The sequence below is a fragment of the Cyclobacterium xiamenense genome (genome assembly GCF_009467825.1).
Taxonomy (GTDB): Bacteria; Bacteroidota; Bacteroidia; order Cytophagales; family Cyclobacteriaceae; genus Cyclobacterium; species Cyclobacterium xiamenense.
Window position 1 is genome coordinate 38100 of record NZ_WIOK01000020.1, and the last position, 15984, is coordinate 54083.

The 15984-nt window shown below is 52.2% G+C and carries 10 protein-coding genes; all 10 read left to right on the top strand.

The window, feature by feature from the left end; genetic code table 11:
• The first annotated feature begins 308 nt into the window (after positions 1 to 308).
• The 10 genes from GCU44_RS15350 to GCU44_RS15395 all read left to right on the top strand — a co-directional run bounded on the left by GCU44_RS15350 (position 309) and on the right by GCU44_RS15395 (position 15966).
• On the top strand, positions 309 to 2147 hold the full coding sequence (locus tag GCU44_RS15350) for a CocE/NonD family hydrolase (protein ID WP_154857387.1): 1839 nt from the start codon (positions 309 to 311) through the stop codon (positions 2145 to 2147).
• A gap of 10 nt (positions 2148 to 2157) precedes the next feature.
• Entirely contained in the window at positions 2158 to 3387 is a 1230-nt protein-coding gene (locus GCU44_RS15355) for an aminotransferase class V-fold PLP-dependent enzyme (protein ID WP_154857389.1), read from the top strand.
• Between the two features lie 164 nt (positions 3388 to 3551).
• Positions 3552 to 5282, top strand: a complete 1731-nt coding sequence (locus tag GCU44_RS15360) for a hypothetical protein (protein ID WP_154857391.1) — start codon at positions 3552 to 3554, stop codon at positions 5280 to 5282.
• 16 nt (positions 5283 to 5298) lie between these two features.
• Positions 5299 to 7185, top strand: coding sequence for a sulfatase family protein (locus GCU44_RS15365; RefSeq protein WP_241684979.1), 1887 nt, complete (start codon positions 5299 to 5301; stop codon positions 7183 to 7185).
• A 114-nt stretch (positions 7186 to 7299) separates the two neighbouring features.
• Complete coding sequence (locus tag GCU44_RS15370) at positions 7300 to 8427, top strand: formylglycine-generating enzyme family protein (RefSeq protein ID WP_154857395.1); 1128 nt, start codon at positions 7300 to 7302, stop codon at positions 8425 to 8427.
• 9 nt (positions 8428 to 8436) lie between these two features.
• A complete protein-coding gene (locus tag GCU44_RS15375; RefSeq protein WP_154857397.1) occupies positions 8437 to 10026 on the top strand; it encodes a sulfatase family protein in 1590 nt (529 codons plus the stop codon).
• Positions 10023 to 11477, top strand: coding sequence for a sulfatase family protein (locus GCU44_RS15380; RefSeq protein WP_154857399.1), 1455 nt, complete (start codon positions 10023 to 10025; stop codon positions 11475 to 11477). Before GCU44_RS15375 ends, GCU44_RS15380 begins: the two co-directional genes overlap by 4 nt.
• Entirely contained in the window at positions 11477 to 13855 is a 2379-nt protein-coding gene (locus GCU44_RS15385) for a c-type cytochrome (protein WP_154857401.1), read from the top strand. Before GCU44_RS15380 ends, GCU44_RS15385 begins: the two co-directional genes overlap by 1 nt.
• A gap of 9 nt (positions 13856 to 13864) precedes the next feature.
• Positions 13865 to 15280 (top strand): enolase C-terminal domain-like protein, encoded by a 1416-nt coding sequence (locus tag GCU44_RS15390; RefSeq protein WP_154857403.1) that lies wholly within the window; start codon positions 13865 to 13867, stop codon positions 15278 to 15280.
• 305 nt (positions 15281 to 15585) lie between these two features.
• Positions 15586 to 15966: a response regulator gene (locus GCU44_RS15395; protein ID WP_092168760.1), complete on the top strand. Its 381-nt coding sequence runs from the start codon at positions 15586 to 15588 to the stop codon at positions 15964 to 15966.
• Positions 15967 to 15984: the final 18 nt, after the last annotated feature.

Consider the following 15984-nt stretch of genomic DNA (forward strand, 5'->3'; position numbering starts at 1 on the left):
GGGATAGTTGCTGACGAATCGGTTTGTATGGGTAATGGGACGTAATATATCAAGCCTCGCTGACAGAAACCGCTTCCGTTTAAAGTTATTTTACACCGAATACCCGAAAAATACAACCGTTGGTACCATACCCATCCGATGGATGCCGCCGGATTGCGAAATTACAGGTAGGGAAGCGGTGGTGCCCAAGCAGTTAATCGCCAATGCATTGGGTATCGAACTATCTCCTGCCGACCATCTGTCAAATGCTTATTTACCCGCTAATTCAATTCGTTACACATGAAATCTGCCCGTTAACCAATAACCACATGCAAGCACTAAAAAATTTCTTCGTTTTCGGCAAGGGGTACTTCTCGAAAAACCTACTGTTTCTTGCCGTCCTGTTCGTTTTTTCCCTGGGCCTCTCGGGTACCGTCCCAGTTGCGGCGAATGATCCCGATCCGGTACAAAACGAAATCCGGATCGTTCGGCAGGTACCCGTACCCATGCGGGACGGAACCATTCTGTATGCCGATATCTACCGCCCGGTCAAACCGGGAAAATATCCGGTGATCGTCACCCGTACGCCCTATGGATTGCAACGGGAAGGCGTGCACCACGAGCGCATGATAAAATTCGCGCAGCGGGGATACATCGGGATCGTGCAGGACGTAAGAGGGCGCTATGAAAGCGAAGGAAAGTGGGATCCTTTCCGGGACGAGGCAAACGACGGCCACGATACCATCGAATGGATCGCTGAGCAGGATTTTTCAAACGGAAAGATCGCCATGCAGGGCGGATCGTACCTGGGCCACAACCAATGGGCGGCGGCCAGTCAAAGTCCCCCCAGCCTGGATGCCATCTTTCCCTCGGTGGCCTCGACCAACCTGTACGCCAACTGGATTACCATGGGTGGTGCTTTTCGGTTGAGTTTTAATTACGGCTGGGGCGTGGTGCGGATGCCCAACCGCATCATGTTGCCCCAAAACTGGCACACGGCGAGTTACACGCCCGAGGAGTTGAGATACGAAAATATCCTGATGCACCTTCCCTTGAAGGATGGGGACCTGCAGAGTGCAGGCTATGCAGTACCGCACTACCGGGATTGGCTGACCCACGAGAGTTACGACGACTATTGGAAATCCATCAGCGACGAAGAACGTTTTGACAAGGTGATGGTCCCCGCCTATAATACCGGCGGCTGGTTTGATATATTCCTGATGGGTACCCTGAATGGGTACACGGGTATGAAAAAATATGGCGGGACAGCCGCTGCCCGCGCCGGCACCAAGCTGCTCGTTGGCCCCTGGGGCCACGGTCCGGGTACCGGGTTTGGCGACCTCGAATTTGGCGACCATGCCTTTGTGGATCTCTTTGAAGAGGAATTGCGCTATTACGATTTTCACCTAAAGGGAATTGCCAATGGCTTGGACAAAGAAAAACCGGTAAAGCTCTTTTACATGGGTGAAAACACCTGGAGGGAGGAAGCGGATTGGCCCATTCCGGGAACGCAGTACAAGGCGCTGTACCTGACGGGGGAGGGTCCGGCCAGCTCCCTGCGCGGGTCCGGAAAACTTACCTTCGACAAGCCGGCCGCCGCGGGTAGCGATACGTATCGTTATGATCCCAATCTTCCCGTCATGACCTACGGGGGAAACAATTGCTGTGGCACCCCGACCATCGCCGGACCCAAGGATCAGCGGGTAATTGAGCGCAGAAACGATGTATTGGTCTATACCTCGGAGTACCTCACAACACCAGTGACTGTGGCCGGCCCGATTACCATGAAATTGCATGCCGCCACCGACGGTCCCGATACGGATTGGATGATCAAGCTCGTCGATGTGTATCCGGATGGAAGCGCCTACCCGGTCTCGGAAGGCATCCTGCGCGCCCGTTTCAAAGACGGCCTGGATCAGATCAATCTGCTCACCCCGAATCAAGTGTACGAGTTCGAAATCGAGATGATGGGGACGGCAAATGTGTTTCAGCCAGGTCATCGCATACGGGTGGATATCACCTCCAGTAATTTCCCACAGTTTGACCGAAATCCCAATACGGGGAAGCCCCTGGGAGCGGATGCGGAGGTGCGCATTGCCGAGCAAACCATTCACCACGGGGGAAACCGCCCCAGTCATATTGTATTACCGATTGTACCCGGATTTTAAAACACGGCTTATGCTTACACGAAGAAAACTACTCAAACGAATCACCGCCATTCCTTTTTTGGGAGGGTTGCTCGGCAGCGGTATGGCGTTGCCGGCTGTCGCAACCGCCGCTGCCGCACCGGCAAAACGGAACGTAATTCAGGAATTGGGCCTGCGGACCTTCATCAATGCCGCTGGTAACTATACCTCCATGACTGCCTCTCTGATGCCCGAAGAAGTCATGGAAACCATAAACGAATCATCCAGGCATTACGTGATGCTTGACGACGTGCAGGATGCAGTCGGCAAGAAAATCGCTGCCCTCTGTCATTCCGAGGCAGCCATGGTAACGGCAGGCTGCTGGTCGGCCCTGGTATTGGGTACGGCGGGAGTACTCACCGGTAAAGATCCTAAGAAAGTAGCCATGTTGCCGTTTCTGGAGGGTAGCGGCATGAAAACAGAAATCATCCTGCAAAAAACTCACGCAAACGGCTACCACCATGCGCTGACGAACACCGGTGCCCGATTGGTGCTGGTGGAGACGCTGGAAGAATTGGAAGCCGCGATCTCTGAAAAAACGGCCATGATGTGGTTTTTAAACCGGGAGGAACCGCAGGGGCAAATCAAGCACCGTACCTGGATCGAAGTTGCCAAAAAGCACGGCATCCCCACCATGAACGACATCGCAGCCGATGTACCGCCGGTGGAAAACCTTTGGAAATACAACGACATGGGCTACGACCTGGTGGCCATCTCGGGAGGGAAGGCCCTATGTGGACCGCAGAGTGCGGGTATCTTGATGGGAAGGAAGGATTTGATAGAAGCTGCCCGGATGCATTCGCCCCCACGTGGCGGAAATATTGGTCGTGGAAACAAAGTCAATAAGGAAGAAATTCTCGGCATGTACGTTGCCCTGGAAACCTTTATCAACCGGGACCATGACAAAATCTGGAAAACCTGGGAAAATCGGGTTGCCTACATTGCTGAGGCCCTGGCCGATATCCCGGGGATACGCACGGAGACCTTTATTCCGGAAATCGCCAATGAAAACCCTACCTTGAAAATTTCCTGGGACAAGGACCGGGTAAAATTGACAGGAAAGCAGCTGGGAGAAAAAATGAGAAACGGCTCGCCCTCTATCGAAACCATTTCCTGGGAAAGTGACGATTACATACGGGTAGCGGTCTTTATGCTGGAAAAAGGACAGGAAAAGATCGTCGCCAAACGACTTCGGGAATCGCTTTTGGAAACCGTGGGCTAAGCCAAATCGGAAATTTTTGGCAGGAGTGCACGATCTCATCCGTAACATAAAGGGCGGTAAATGAAAGCATCGGCAGTCAAAAACCGGATTTTATCTTGCTGTACCTGCCTGGAAGTAGCCTGATTTTTTCTACCTTGGTTCCGAAAAAGCGAAATAAACCCCGAATGAACCGAAGAAAATTTATCAAGCATAACGGCCACTTGGCACTGTTGGTGCCCTTTGCACCGAATTTACTGATACCGGGAAGTGAAGGCTCTCCCGTGCTTCCCTTCGATCGATCGGAAAAGCCCGAGTGGCTGGTCCGGATGATTAAGAAAAACGACGCCAACCTGGCCACCATCTTTCCCCGCCTGGAGGAAGACCGGGATGATCCGGATTTTGGGGCGGTATTGGATGGAAACGGCATGCCCTCACCCCATGCCGCCACCGCATTTCTCAAAACCGGGTGCTGCGCGCTGATTTGCCCCGAATCGGTACATTATGCCGATGCCGGGCTGGTGGAAAGGCTGGGGCGGGCAGCGAATTTCCTGCTGCGTCTGCAGCACAGCGATGGCACCATCGACCTGCTTTCGACGAATTTTCATTCCACCCCCGATACCGGTTTTATTGTCAAATGGCTTGCGCCGGTTTGGCGCCTGCTAGCAGGCAGCAACGTACCGGGAAAAGATAGCATCACCCTGCCGCTCAAACAGTTTCTACTGCAAGGGGGAGAAGCGCTGAAAGTCGGAGGCATTCATACGCCCAACCACCGTTGGGTGGTTTGTTCGGCGTTGGCTGAGCTACACAAAATCGAACAGGACCCGGCCTACCTGGCCCGAGCCGAGCGCTGGCTTTCCGAGGGGATAGACATGGATGAAGACGGTCAGTACGAAGAAAAAAGCAGCTATATCTATTCTTCCCTGAGTAATCGGGTGCTGATCAGCACGGCACGCGGATTCGATAAACCGGAACTGTATGCCTATGTGCGCCGAAATCTGGACATGAATTTTTATTACCTGCACCCAAACGGGGAGATTGTCACGGAAGCTTCCGGGCGGCAGGACAATTCCATCATCGGCACGTTGGAAAATTACTACTACCCGTACCGGTACATGGCGTTGAAAGACGGAAACGGGCAATATGCAGCCGCTTGCCGCCTGATTGAGGAAACAGCCTTCGAAAAGACCGCCGGTTTTCTGTACTATTTCCTCGAAGACGAGCGCTTATGGGAAGAACTGCCTGCAGCGAAACCCTTACCGAGGTCCTATGCAAAGGTGTTTCCGAATTCCAACCTGGCGCGCGTGCGGCGAGGAGCCTACGATGCCTCCATTCTGGCAAAAAGTCCCGTATTTTTCACCTTCCATAAAGCCGGCCTGGCATTGCAGGGAATACGTTTTGCAAGTGCCTTTTTTGGAAAAGGGCAATTTGTCTCCGAAACCCTGACCGAAAACGAGGGAGCCTTTCAGCTCAGCAGTTATTTGCAAGGACCTTATTACCAACCGTTTCCAGCAGATAAAATCCCCGGGGATGGTGACTGGGCCAAAATGCCCCGATCGGAACGCCCCCAATCCGAGGTGCAGAAACTGCACAGCCAGGTAACCGTCCGGGAGGAGGGACAGGGCTTTTCGGTAGAAATCAGTATTGAAGGCACCGAACGGGTCCCGGTCGCCCTGGAACTTATTTTCAGGCCTGGAGGTACTTTTGTCGGAACCGTTCCGCACGAAACGCTGGAGGATACCTACTACCTGAAATCCGGAACGGGAACTTACTCCCATGCCGGTTCGTCCATTCGGTTTGGTCCGGGGCTGCACAGACACCGCTGGGTGCAGATTCGGGGCGCCCTGCCCAAGCAGGATGCGCCGACGGTTTTTTTAACGGGCTACACGCCTTTTCACCACGTTCTTTCCATTACGTAAATTTCTTTGAATGCCGATGAAACAGTTTTCGATACTTTCCTTTTTGATGCAGTGGATTGCATGCCTGGGCTTATTTATTCCCGGTTTGTCTGCAGCACGAACGAACAATCCGGATAAGAAAGCCACCCCCCCAAATCTGGTGTTTTTGATTTCGGAGGACAATTCCCTGCATTTCATGAAGTTGTTTGATCCGAATGGGGTCTCCACACCAGCCATTGAAAAAATGGCTACCGAGGGCCTTACGTATACCCATGCCTTTTCCAACGCCCCGGTATGTTCGGTGGCCCGAAGCACCCTGATTACCGGTACCCTGGCTACGCGAACCGGCATGCACCTGCACCGGAAAATTCAGCCGGTACCCATGCCGGAGGGATTGGACATGTTTCCGGCTTATTTGCGAAAGGCCGGGTATTACACCACCAATAATGCAAAAAAGGATTACAACGCAATCGAAGGAGAAGGGGTGTGGGACGAATCGTCAAATCAGGCTTCCTGGCATAACCGTCCGGAGCCGGGGCAGCCGTTTTTTCATCAGGAAACCTTTACAGGTTCGCACGAAAGTCGTTTGCATTTCGACCAGGCGCGGATGGACGCCTACCGGCCCAATGACGATCCATCTCAGGTCCGGCTTTTCCCCATGTATCCAGATACGCCTTTGTTTCGCTATACCACGGCTTATCACCGGGATAAGATCCGGGAAATCGACGATTGGGTAGCCGAGAAAATCCGGGAATTGGAGGAAGCAGGGCTGCTCGAGAACACCTTTGTGTTCTACTTCGGCGACCACGGCGGTGTACTGCCGGGCAGTAAAGGTTATTTGTACGAAACGGGTTTGAACGTGCCCCTCGTGGTGCGTATTCCCGAAAACTACCAGGAGCTGGTTCCATACCAACGCGGCGAATCTCCGGAGGCTTTCGTTAGTTTTATAGATTTTGCACCCACCCTCCTTCAACTCGCAGGTGTCGAAGTTCCGGAGCCCATGGATGGACAGCCGTTTTTAGGCAAAGACCTGTCCAGGGAGACGCTTGAATCCCGGGATGAAGCATACGGCTACGCTGACCGCTTTGACGAAAAATACGAAATGGTCCGGTCCCTGCGGAAAGGTAAATGGAAATACATCCGAAGTTACCAGCCCTGGTATCCGGATGCCTTGCACAACAATTACCGGTACAAGATGCGGGCATTTGCCGAATGGAGAAGCCTGCACGGGCAAGGCAAGTTGGATCCGACCGAAGGAGCGTTTTTTGAGTCCAAGCCGGTAGAGCGGCTTTACAATATGGAGAATGATCCCTTCGAAACTAATAATCTGGCAACCGAGCCGGGTATGGCTAGCCGGCTTCGGGGCATGCGGCAGGCCTTAAGTGCCTGGTTGGCCGCGCACAACGACCTGGGTTTTCTGCCGGAAAACTGGTTTTTGGAAGAAGCCCTGGCGAACCCGGTGGCCTATGGGCGAAGCCGCCATGCCGACCTGGAACGGGCAATAGCGGTATCCGACTGGGCCACCCGTCCCTGGTCGGCCATTCGGGAGGAACTTATTCAAACCCTACATACCGGTACGCCTCTGGAAAGGTATTGGGGCTACACCGTAGCAGCTTCTTTCGGAAAAGGAATCGGCAGCGACTACGCCCAGTTTCCCGATTGGGAGAAGGAGTCCGAAGCCATGGTGCAGCTACGCGCCATTGAGTTGGCAGGCATTTTAGAGGTCAAAAACCCGTTTCCTGCGCTTTTTTCCTGGATTGAGCGTGCTGGGGATCCGGTCGAAGCGTTAATAGGTCTGAATACGCTGGTGTATTTTCTCGATCACAGTAATTACGAGCCGGAGAGGGACCCTGCCGGGCTGGAAGTAAGTGCCTTGAATCCAGAAGTGGAACGCCGGTTGGCCTACCTCAAAGGTACCTGGTAATCCGGCGTTTGACGGAAAGAAAGGTACGCTCATCAAAAATTGGTACGATCCATAGGGCTTTTTGGCGAACTTCATTAAATTGAACCCGATAAAAAAATAAGAACGATTATGAACATGCATTACAGGCTTTGGCCTTTTGTTATACTACTTGTTTTCGGGCAGTTTTCCTGCTCTTCTTCCTCCGATTCTTCCGAAAACGAAGCGGCAGGAGAAGAAATCACGGACTGTCATGGTACCATTCCCGACCGGTTTGCGGCGGGAAATGCTGCATCCGCACCCGCCATTACTGAGCGAGATGCGCCGGTATCTCACGAGGGAATGGTTTGGATAGAGGGGGGTACGTTTACCCGGGGGGCAACGGACGACCGGGGCCGGCAGGATGAACTACCCGCCCATACGGTAAAGGTGGACGGTTTCTGGATCGATGAAACCGAGGTTACCAACCGGCAATTTGCGGAATTTGTAGAGGCGACTGGCTACGTGACGGTTGCGGAAAAAAAGCCCGATTGGGAAGAAATCAAAAAGCAATTGCCTCCAGGTACGCCGAAACCGCCCGATGAGGTACTCGTCGCAGCTTCGCTTACCTTCCATTCACCCGAGCAGGCGGTTCCCTTAAACAATGCCGGGCAATGGTGGCAATGGACGCCGGAAGCCAGTTGGAGGCAGCCCCAAGGTCCAGGAAGCAGCATTGAGGGCAAAGAGGATTACCCCGTCGTCCATGTGGCCTGGGAAGATGCCATGGCGTACGCCAAATGGGCTGGGAAACGCCTTCCCACCGAAGCCGAATGGGAATTTGCCGCACGGGGAGGCCTGGAAGAGAAATCCTTTCCCTGGGGGGATGATCCCGTTGAAAAAAGTGGATTCATGGCAAATATTTGGCAGGGAGAGTTTCCGGTAACCGACAAGGGTGAGGACGGATTCCAGGGCCTGGCACCGGTCAAGTCCTTTGAAGCCAACCCCTACGGCTTGTACGACATGGCTGGCAATGTGTGGGAATGGACAAACGACTGGTACCGGGAGGATTATTATTCCCGTTTGAAAAACGAAGTGCAGGTAAACCCGCAAGGTCCATCCGACAGTTACGATCCGCAGGAGCCTACTGTTCCAAAAAAGATTGTAAAGGGAGGGTCCTTCCTATGCAATGTGTCCTATTGTGAAGGGTACCGCGTCAGTGCTAAAATGAAATCATCTCCGGATACCGGCCTGGAGCACACGGGTTTCCGCTGTGTCTCCTCAAACTAAGCTCCCCCCATGATTGTCCCAAAAAACCTGATCCTATGTGGCTGTTTTGGCCTGTTGCTGTTGTCTTCCTGCGGAAAAGAAGAACAATCCGAGCCCAGCAGGCCCAATATCCTATTTGCCATTGCGGACGATTGGTCCTATCCACATGCAGGGACCTACGGAACCGACTGGGTAAACACTCCCGCATTTGACCGGGTGGCCAGCGAGGGCTTGTTGTTTACGCGGGCCTATACGCCCAATGCTAAATGCTCGCCCTCCCGGTCGATCATTCTTACTGGCAGGAATTCCTGGCAGCTGGAGGAGGCTGCCAACCACGTACCTTTTTTCCCTGAAAAATTCGCTTCCCACGTCGAAGTATTGGGATTGAATGGGTACTTTACCGGTTTTACCGGCAAAGGATGGGCTCCGGGTAACCCGGGTGAAGCGGATGGAAAGCCCCGCTTGCTTACCGGGCCCCGGTATAGTGACTTAAAATTGGACCCGCCCACAGGGCAGATTAGTTCCGTGGACTATGCGGCAAATTTCAGTGCGTTTCTGGATGAAAAACCAGCCGATACCCCGTTTTATTTTTGGTATGGCTCCACCGAACCCCACCGGGCCTATGCCTACGGTTCAGGGGTAGCCTTAGGTGGCAAGTCGTTGGAGAGCATTGATAAGGTACCGGCTTTTTGGCCAGACAATGATTCTGTACGAAACGATTTACTGGACTACGCATTCGAGGTAGAATACTTTGATCAGCACCTGATGCAAATGCTTCGGGAGTTGGAAGAAAGGGGAGAGCTGGAAAACACGGTGGTGGTGGTGACGGCCGATAACGGCATGCCTTTTCCCCGGGTCAAGGGACAGGCATACGAGTATTCCAATCACCTTCCGCTGGCAATTATGTGGGGAAAAGGCATTCAAAATCCCGGTAGAGTCATTAATGATTTTGTGAATTTTACCGATTTTTCCCCGACATTTTTGGAACTTGCGGAATTGGATGTTGCCGGCACAGCAATGGCCCCTATGGCGGGTAAGAGCCTGGTACCGATCTTTTTCTCGGATGCCTCCGGTAAGACCGACCCGGAACGAAATGCCGTTTTGTTGGGAAAAGAGCGCCACGATATTGGAAGGCCGGATGATCAGGGCTATCCCATTCGGGCCCTGGTGACCGAGGACTACACCTACATCCACAACTTCGAAACGGACCGCTGGCCGGCGGGAAATCCCGAAACGGGTTACCTGAATACCGATGGCAGCCCAACCAAAACCGTGATTCTAAATCAGCGGCGGGTTGCGGGCAACAGCCATTTTTGGAACCTGAATTTTGGAAAAAGGCCGCAGGAAGAAGTATACGATCGCAATAAGGATCCCGAAGGGCTCACTAACCTGGCCTTGCATCCCGAATACCAATCCATCAAGGAAAACCTGAGGGAAGAGCTGTTTCGGCAATTAAAGGCCCAGGAGGATCCCCGGATGTTTGGTAAAGGACATATTTTCGATGAATACGAATACGCTCAGGAAAATCAGCGGGATTTTTACAACCGGTTTATGCAGGGAGAACCCTTCAACACAGGTTGGGTAAACGATACGGACTTTGAAACGGATTTTAGGGAATGAAAAAGATACCGGTAGCTAGCTATTTACTAGCCATTTTGGTCCTCGTTAGCGGTATCCGTGTTTTCGCACAGGATACGCGGCCCAATATCGTGATGATCATAGCAGACGATATCGGCTACGAGGATACCAGTCCTTATGGGCAGGCTCAGGTAAAAACACCAACCTTGGAACGCCTGGCGGCTGATGGGCTTCGTTTTACCAATTTCTATCTGACTGCGAGCTCCTGCAGTCCCAGTAGGTGTAGCCTGATCTCCGGCCGCTACCCGCACAATACCGGAGCGGCCGAATTGCATACGCCCTTACCGGAATCCATTGCCATTTTTCCGGAGTTCTTAAAGAAGGCCGGGTATTTTACCGGGCAGGCAGGAAAATGGCACATGGGTCCGGCCGCCCGGAGGGGGTTTGATCGGATTTACGACAAAGGTCCGGAGATAGGCGATGGGGGAGAGGACATGTGGGTACCCCTGTTACAGGAAAGGCCGCGAGACAAACCGTTTTTTCTATGGCTGGCATCCCTTGATGCACACCGACCCTGGGGCAGCAATTCCTTTTCCGGCACGCATCGGCCCGAGGCTGTGCAGGTACCCCCCTACTTGGCGGAGGCTGCAGCCACAAAAACCGATCTTGCCCGGTATTACGACGAAATTTCCCGTTTTGATGCGTTTATCGGAGAGGTGGAAGCAGAACTCAAGCGGCAGGGAGTCCTCGAAAACACACTTATTGTAGTGCTATCCGACAACGGCCGACCCTTTCCCAGGAGCAAAACGAGGTTGATTGAATCGGGCATCAAGTCCCCGTTGATTATCAAATGGCCGAAGGGTATCGGCAAAGGCGGGATGGTGTCGGAAAGTCTGCTGAGCAGCATTGACCTGGCGCCTACTTTTTTGGAACTTGCCGGAGTGCCGATTCCGGATGCCTTTCAAGGAAAAAGTTTTGGTGCGGTGCTGGAAAACCCCGGTTTGCCTTTCCGGCAATTCGTCTTTGCAGAACACAATTGGCACGACCACGAAGCCCATGCCCGCATGGTGCGAACCAAAGATTACCTGTATATCAAGAACAATCGTCCCGGGTTTAGTAACCCCGGACCAGCAGATTCAAATAGCAGCGATTCATTTGCCGATTTGAAGCGGCTGCGTGAAGCCGGGAGCCTTAACCCGGCTCAGGCGGATGTTTTTATGGCACCCAGACCCGCGGAGGAGCTATACCGCGTGAACGAGGATACCTACCAATTGCTTAACCGGGCCATTCCCGGTGAAGAAGGGGGGATGCTCGATTACATGCGGGGAATGCTTGAACAATGGAGCACAGAAACAGACGACTCCGTACCCGACAGGCTTACGGCGGACTGGTACGACAAGGAAACCGGAAAATCACTGGATAAGGAACGCATCCGCGGACAGATGCCAGGCGGTCCGGATGCGCTCACCACGACCAATAAAGGGCCATTTTAATGAGACAGGAAGGAGGATCAACAAACAGATTTCCCAGCTTGCTGCGGGTAATTCTTAGCTGGACCGCGGGGTTGGTATTGCTTGCTGGCAATTTCGGGTGTGAATCATCGTCGGAGGAAGCTCGTGTACGGCCGATGGATCCCTGGGCCTTCCGGTCGGTTCTTGACAGGCGGCCGCGGATGCTGACCCTGGCCCTGGATTCGGCCTGTTATGCAGCCTATGATTTGGGACAAGGGCAGCTATACAAAGTTTGGAAGGGGGGCGTCCTTCGTGAAGGGACGGTGTTTACCAATAAGAAAAACATCCAACCGAGCTCCTGGGGTGCTTCCTATTACGCCGAAGAATCGCTACCCAACCGGTGGATCGTCAGGCGCAACGGCAAGGAAATGCCGGTTACTACCGAATACAAAGGGTACCTGTTGGAAGGAAACGGGATAACCCTTCGTTTTGAATTGGTGCTGGAAGATGGCCTTCGGGTAACGCTCAGCGAAAGCCCGGAATTTGTACGAAATGAGCAAGGAAAGCCGGGTTTTCGTCGTTCCTTTGCGGGAACTGAAATTCCGGATGGGCTGGAGGTTTTATTGCAATCTCCCGACCAAACCAGGGAGGTAGCACTGGCAAAAACGCTGGTCACAACGGATTTTTTTGAGGATCTTCCCGATCAATCTCCTCCGGCCATTGGGGACAGTTACGATCACCTGGGAATTTTATGGATGGAGAACAGTGATTGCTACACCTGCCACGAAGAGAAGCATGCCATGGTCGGCCCCTCCTTTGAACAAATTGCTACGCGCTACCCAAAAAACGAAGAGAGCTATGCGCTGCTGACATCAAAAATTAAGGAGGGCGGCGCGGGCGTTTGGGGAGATACCCCGATGAATCCCCATCCGGATTTGAATTCCCGGGAGATGAAGACCATGCTGGACTATATCTTTACACACAAGCCGAAGGAAAAGCAACAGTCAGGGAACCGATTGTCGGCGACAAAAAAAGAGGTGTCGGATTCGGGCCGTTCGCCCGCCAGCCCGGGTCACGGAGCTCCCCTCGAAGGTGTCCATCCAAGTTATACACTCGAAACACTGCATAGCGACGCTTTCAAGCCCAGGGTAGGAGGTATGGACTTTTTACCCGACGGCCGTTTGTTGGTCAGCACCTGGGATTCCATCGGAGGGTTGTACGTGTTGGACGGAATATTGGAAGGAGACGCGGCCCCGGTCAGCGTGAAGCGGATCGCATCGGGACTTGCCGAGCCATTGGGCGTAAAGGTAGTGGACGGGGAGGTCTTTGTCTTGCAAAAACACGAACTCACCCAGCTGATCGATCACGATGGAGACGACCTGATGGACGAGTACCGGGTCGTTTGTGACGATTGGGGTGTGCGGGATGATTTCCACGAATTTGCCTTTGGGTTGGTCTACAAAGAAGATCACTTTTACATTACCTTGTCTATGGCCATGCGACTAATGGCGAATGAGCGTCAGTTGGCAGATCGGGGTAGAACCCTGAAAATAGATCGTGATGGCACCTACGAATGGATGGACTACGGGCTTCGAACACCCAATGGTATTGGCCTGGGCATGGAAGACGAGATTTTTGTTACCGATAACCAGGGACAGTGGTTGCCAGCCAATAAACTGATTCACGTGAGAAAAGGCGTATACAACGGCATGGCTTGGGGATTGTCGGAAGAAGCCGCACAAAATCCCCCTGAGATGGTTCCTCCGGCGATCTGGCTGCCAGATAAGGAGATCGGCAACTCGCCCTCCGAACCCATTCTTATGAAAGACGGCCCCTACGAAGGACAGCTGTTGCATGGAGACGTAAGCAATGGAGGCATCAAGCGGGATTTTCTGGAAAAGGTAAACGGAGAATACCAGGGTGCCGTTTTCCGTTTTTCTCAGGGGTTCACGGCCGGGGTCAACCGGCTGGTATGGGGACCTGACGGGGCCTTGTATGTGGGCGAAGTAGGCATGGTCGGTGGCTGGAGTTGGAAGGAAAACCAATATGGCCTGGAAAAGATCCGATACAATGGGCAATCCACCTTTGAAATGCTGGCAATCCGGGCAATGCCCGATGGCTTTGAGATCGAACTCACCGAAGCGATATCACCGGAGGACCTGAATCCATCCCTCCTGGAGTTGCAGCAGTGGAGGTACGAGCCGACGCCGGCCTATGGCGGCCCCAAACTGGATTTAACCCAGCTTGCCGTGGAACGCATCGTACGCTCCGATGATGGCAAAAAAATACAGGTGACGGTTCCCGGGTTAAAGGAAGGCCACGTGGTCTATTTTAAATTACGGGAGGACCTCCGCAGCCAAAACGGAAATTTGCTCTGGTCCTCCGAAGCCTGGTATACCCTCAACCACATTCCAAACTGATCGTCAATCATGAAAAACGAACGCCAATATAGCCTGAGTCGCCGGAATTTTCTTCAAAAAGCCGGTAGTGCGGTTGCCATTGGCAGCCTGGGTACTTTTCCTCATATGGGATTTGCCGGAAGTAAACCCCCAAAGAAAATGAATACGAAGATTAAAATTACGCATACAGATTCCAATTTTGAGCGTGAGCCGCTGTTTCCGTATCGCTTTAAGGGCAGCGCCATTACCGAAGCCTGGCAGACAGTTGCCTTGATGCGGGCGGATAGTGGAAGGCATGCGGTGGGCATCGGTACCCAGGGGACCTTGTGGTCGGACAAGGCGGTTTTCCAGGCCCATTCCACTACTGGTGGAAATGCCCTGATGTATGCCATGACCGAGCGGGCCTTGCAACTGATTAAAGGAACCCATTTTATGGATCCGGTCACGCTACTGGAGGATATTTTACCGGAAGTGTACGCGTATGGGGTAAAAATCACCCGCAATCCAGCACTCAAAAAGACTTTTGCACTGAATGCGCTGGTGCCGGTTGACAATGCGGCATGGATTCTTTTTGGTCAGGAAAACGACCTGCAGACCTTTGATGAGATGATTCCGGATGCCTATCGTCCAGGGTTGTCTCACAAGCACGACAAGGTAGCCAGTATTCCTTCGTTTAGCGTGGGCGCCTCCATAAACGACATCAAGGATGCTGCGGAAAAGGGTCATTTTATCATGAAATTAAAAACGGGTGCACCCGGTACGCAAAAGGAAATGCTGGAAAAGGACATTGAATTCTTGACAGCGGTGCACCGGACACTGGGGCAGCGAGAGACCATTCACACCCAAAACGGAAAGATCCCCTATTATTTTGATGCGAACGGTCGTTATGAAGAAAAGGAGACCCTGGAGCGTTTTCTGGATCACGCAAAAAAAATCGGTGCATTTGATCAGATCGCAGTGATTGAGGAGCCCTTTGCTGAGGAAAACGAAACGTATGTAGGTGATTTAGGGGTGCGCGTGGCAGCCGACGAAAGCGCCCATACGGTGGAAGATGCGTTGGTACGTATCGAACAGGGCTATACGGCGATCGCGGTGAAAGCGATTGCAAAGACGATGAGCATGACCATGAAGATCGCACAGGCCGCCCACGAGCGAAACATTCCTTGTTTCTGCGCTGACCTTACGGTAAATCCCATTTTGGTTGATTGGAATAAAAATGTTGCCGCTCGTTTGGCGCCCTTTCCAGATATGAATTTAGGCTTGCAGGAAACGAACGGACATCAATATTACAAAAATTGGCAGCAGATGCTGGCCTATCATCCCATGTCCGATGCCCCCTGGGTACAAACCCGGGATGGCGTGTATCCTACTGGCGAGGAATTTTACAAAAAGAGTGGCGGTATCCTGGCCCCGAGTACGCACTATGAAAAAATGTTCGATGTGTAGGGGGGACTGTTGGTTGGCGCCGAAATGATTCCATGCGGAAAAAACCATTAATTGTGAAATTAATGGTTTTTTTATAATATATTCCATATAGTCTTTCGAAATTTTCCAGGGGAAAAAAAATTTGCGAAAAAAAGCTGCATTTATCTTTTTAATTTCTAAATCTTGTTTTAAATTTGAAAAAATGTATTTTAAATATATAAAAATGCATATAAAAATATGTATTTGTTAGGTCTTTTTGTTGCAGCCCCATTTGGACCTAAAATGTTTTTTTTATTGGTAAAAATGACAACGTTAATAGGTAACAGGTGAAGATATTATTGGTAGACGACGACCCTATCGTCATTTTATTGCAGAGGAAGTTGATGGAGAAAGCAGGGATAAGCCATCCAGTTGTCCCCTTTAACAATGGGGAAGCTGCTTTGGATTATTTGGTAGAAGACGGGGGCAAAACAGAAGAGTTACTGATGTTTTTGGACATCAACATGCCGGGTCTTTCGGGCTGGGACGTGTTGGATGCAGTAGAAAGCCTGAAATTCTCTCAACTATTGAAAGTCATTATTATCACGTCGTCCATTGAGTCGTCGGACAAGCGCCGATCAGAGGAGTACGAGCGAATCGTCGACTTCTGGGTGAAGCCCTTCAGCATACAGGATTTTACTCAGCTAAAAGATAAATTTCAGTTATAAAAAATCGCCGTATACCGG

Excerpts from the sequence above, each read along its gene's own strand:
- GCU44_RS15350 (WP_154857387.1), top strand. The coding sequence starts at position 309 with ATGCAAGCACTAAAAAATTTCTTCGTTTTCGGCAAGGGGTACTTCTCG.
- GCU44_RS15355 (WP_154857389.1), top strand. The coding sequence starts at position 2,158 with ATGCTTACACGAAGAAAACTACTCAAACGAATCACCGCCATTCCTTTT.
- GCU44_RS15360 (WP_154857391.1), top strand. The coding sequence starts at position 3,552 with ATGAACCGAAGAAAATTTATCAAGCATAACGGCCACTTGGCACTGTTG.
- GCU44_RS15365 (WP_241684979.1), top strand. The coding sequence starts at position 5,299 with ATGAAACAGTTTTCGATACTTTCCTTTTTGATGCAGTGGATTGCATGC.
- GCU44_RS15370 (WP_154857395.1), top strand. The coding sequence starts at position 7,300 with ATGCATTACAGGCTTTGGCCTTTTGTTATACTACTTGTTTTCGGGCAG.
- GCU44_RS15375 (WP_154857397.1), top strand. The coding sequence starts at position 8,437 with ATGATTGTCCCAAAAAACCTGATCCTATGTGGCTGTTTTGGCCTGTTG.
- GCU44_RS15380 (WP_154857399.1), top strand. The coding sequence starts at position 10,023 with ATGAAAAAGATACCGGTAGCTAGCTATTTACTAGCCATTTTGGTCCTC.
- GCU44_RS15385 (WP_154857401.1), top strand. The coding sequence starts at position 11,477 with ATGAGACAGGAAGGAGGATCAACAAACAGATTTCCCAGCTTGCTGCGG.
- GCU44_RS15390 (WP_154857403.1), top strand. The coding sequence starts at position 13,865 with ATGAAAAACGAACGCCAATATAGCCTGAGTCGCCGGAATTTTCTTCAA.